The organism is Frankia tisae (genome assembly GCF_025403405.1).
GTDB lineage: Bacteria > Actinomycetota > Actinomycetes > Frankiales > Frankiaceae > Frankia > Frankia tisai.
This window is the reverse complement of the sequence record NZ_JANEZT010000549.1, coordinates 1-3,012: the sequence shown is the minus strand read 5'-3', so window position 1 is coordinate 3,012 and position 3,012 is coordinate 1. Positions and strand designations below refer to the sequence as shown.

General features: G+C 71.6%; 3 protein-coding genes. All 3 read left to right on the top strand.

Translation table 11 applies throughout. From position 1 onward, the window contains the following. Nucleotides 1-133: 133 nt before the first annotated feature. Nucleotides 134-1,102 (top strand): pirin family protein, encoded by a 969-nt coding sequence (locus NBZ85_RS29635; protein WP_261560569.1) that lies wholly within the window; start codon nucleotides 134-136, stop codon nucleotides 1,100-1,102. A gap of 212 nt (nucleotides 1,103-1,314) precedes the next feature. Further along, on the top strand, nucleotides 1,315-2,064 hold the full coding sequence (locus NBZ85_RS29630; RefSeq protein WP_261560567.1) for a Crp/Fnr family transcriptional regulator: 750 nt from the start codon (nucleotides 1,315-1,317) through the stop codon (nucleotides 2,062-2,064). 66 nt (nucleotides 2,065-2,130) lie between these two features. After that, nucleotides 2,131-3,012: HipA family kinase (locus NBZ85_RS29625; RefSeq protein ID WP_261563235.1), on the top strand; the 882-nt coding region annotated here is incomplete at its 3' end.

Here is a 3,012-nt window from a genome sequence, read left to right as displayed (position 1 = left end):
ATAAGGGACAGGGATTGCGGCGGGGGTCCGGTTGTGGGGGCCAGGTAGTTGCATGTACAACTGTCAAGGACGCCGGGACGGGCCCGCCAGGGCCGGCTCGCCGGGCGGCCGCAAGCACAGCCAGGAGGACGACATGCCCGCCGTCACCGCCGACACCGTCCGGCTGCCCCGGCTGGTCGAGCCCGCGTTCGGTGCCGTCGACCGTCCGGTGCGCACGATCACGACCGCGCCCGGCGGCTTCGAGGGCGAGGGGTTCCCGGTCCGTCGCGCCTTCGCCGGCGTCCGGCTCCCCGATCTCGACCCGTTCATCCACATGGACGAGATGGGAGCGGTCGACTACGGCCCCGGCGAGCCCAAGGGCACCCCGTGGCACCCGCACCGCGGCTTCGAGACCGTCACCTACATGATCGACGGCACGTTCCAGCACCAGGACTCGCACGGCGGTGGCGGCCTCATCACCGACGGCGCGACGCAGTGGATGACCGCCGGCGCGGGCATCCTGCACATCGAGACCCCGCCGGAGGAGCTGGTCGTGCGCGGGGGCCTGTTCCACGGCATCCAGCTCTGGGTGAACCTCCCGGCGCGGGACAAGTTCACCCCGCCGCGTTACCAGAACCTCGAGGGCGGGCAGGTGCGGCTGGTCGCCTCGCCGGATGGTGGCGCGCTGCTGCGGATCATCGCGGGCGAGGTGGGCGAGCACCGGGGCCCGGGTTCGACGCACACGCCGATCTCCGTCGTCCACGCGACGGTCAGCCCCGGCGCGCGGGTGCACCTACCCTGGAACCCGGAGTTCAACGCCCTCGTCTACGTCCTGGGCGGCCGCGGCACGGTCGGTCCCGCGGGCCGGCCGATCGAGGCCGGGCAGCTCGCCGTCCTCGGTGCCGGGGATCTGGTGACGGTGGCCGCCGACCCGCGGCAGGACGCGGTGGCGCCGGCGCTGGAGGTCCTGTTCCTGGGCGGGCGCCCGATCCGCGAGCACGTCGAGGCATACGGGCCGTTCGTCATGAACACCCGTGCGGAACTCATCCAGGCCGTCGAGGATTTCCAGGCCGGCAAGCTCGGCGTCATCCCCGCCGGCGCGCTCATGCCGCACCGCGGCTGAGGGCAGCTGCCCGGCGCGGCGATACAGAACCCGACAATCAACCGATAGCTTGTTGCAGTGGGTCCATCGCGCGCATAGTGGGTGATGGACGGTGCGACGTTGTCTGGCGGCGGCACCCGTGGCGACGACCTCGGATTGGGTCGGGCCGCTCGCCTGGCCCCCGTGCTGGGCGCGACGGCGACGGGCCCAGTGCGGGGCAGGGGGAGGGCGTCATGTGGGAAGAGGCTCCGACACCACGCTCTGCCTGGGCGAAGGAAACGTGGCCGGGCACGTTCCAGTGGCCTCCCCACAGTGTGCTCGGTCGTCTTCCGGCGAGCAGCCGTGCGGAGATCCTCAAAAGCGGTCATTTTCGGGAGTACAGCCGCGAAGAAACGTTCATCCGGGAAGATGATCGCACTGACTTCGTGGTACTTCTCCTGCAAGGCTGGGTAAAGATCACGGCGGCGACCGAGAACGGCGGAACCGCGCTGCTGGCGATTCGCCATGGCGGTGATCTGGTGGGCGAGCTCGCCGGGCTGGACTCCGAGCCGCGGTCCGCCACGGCCACGGCGGCCGGGAGCGTGGTCGCAAAAATGATCCGGGCAGAGGAATTCCTTTCTCTGCTGCGCCGCGCACCGGACGTGCATCAGGTGGTGAGCAGCACCATCGGAGCCAAGCTGCGATCCGCGACGCGTCGGCATGTCGAGTTCGGCGGCTGCTCGGTGGCGATGCGGGTCGCACGGGTCGTCTTTGAGCTGCAGCGGGCATACGGCAGTGATGCTGGCCAGGGGGCCAGATCGGTGGGCATACCGCTGACGCAGCCGGAGCTCGCCGGGCTGGTGGGAGCCGCCGAGCCGACGGTGCACAAAGCGCTTCGTGAGCTACGGCAGCGCGGGATACTTGATACCGGTTACCGATCGCTTCTCATTCGCGATCTGGTGCAACTGCAGCGTGCGGCGAACCTGCCCGCGGGCAGCTCGTGACGTCGCCCGGGAGCGCTTGAAACCTGATCTGCCAAGATCAGGCAGGGCGGTGTGCACAATGGCGGGATGTTGCGACACGTCACGGCGGTGCGTTACGCGACGCCGCTGCGCGAGGGCGGGAGCCTGCCCGGCCTGATGGAGGGCGACGACCTCGGCACCTGGGTCGTCAAGTTCAGCGGCGCCGGGCAGGGGCCGAAGGCGCTGGTCGCCGAGGTGATCGTCGGCGAGCTCGCCCGCGAGCTCGGGCTCGCGGTGCCCGAGCTCGTCGGGATCGAGGTCGACCCCGAGCTCGGGCGCACCGAGCCGGACCAGGAGGTCCAGGACCTGCTGCGGGCCAGCGCCGGGCTCAACCTCGGCATGGACTACCTCCCCGGGTCCATCACCTACGATCCGCTGGCCTTCACCGCCACGCCCGAGATCGCCGCCCGCGTGCTCTGGCTCGACGCCCTGACGCTGAACGTCGACCGATCCTGGCGCAACCCGAACCTGCTGGTCTGGGGCGGTCAACTGTGGTTGATCGATCACGGTGCCGCCCTGTACCCTCACCACGACTGGGCGGGCGCGGCCGCGGCGGTCGGCCGGGTCCTGCCCGGCGTCGCCGATCACGTGGTCCTACCGGTCGTGGCGGCCGAACCCGCGACGTTCGCCGCCGCCGACGCCGCGCTGGCCCCGCGGATCGACGCGGAGCTGCTGACCGCGGTTCTCGCCCGGGTGCCCGACGCCTGGCTGGACGTCCCGCGCGCCGACTACGTCCACTGGCTGCTGGCGCGGGTCGAGGCCCGGGCGTCCTGGCGCGGCGCGGTCACCGCGGCGCTTGCGCAGGCGCACCCGGCCGCCGAGGTGGCGCCGGGCGCCCGCGTGGCGGCCGCGGTCGCGAGCCGCCGGCGCGCTGCCGGCTCTGGTGGGGTGGCTGGTTCGGGTGGGGTGGCTGGTTCGGGTCTGTCTCGT

Excerpts from the sequence above, each read along its gene's own strand:
- NBZ85_RS29635 (WP_261560569.1), top strand. The coding sequence starts at position 134 with ATGCCCGCCGTCACCGCCGACACCGTCCGGCTGCCCCGGCTGGTCGAG.
- NBZ85_RS29630 (WP_261560567.1), top strand. The coding sequence starts at position 1,315 with ATGTGGGAAGAGGCTCCGACACCACGCTCTGCCTGGGCGAAGGAAACG.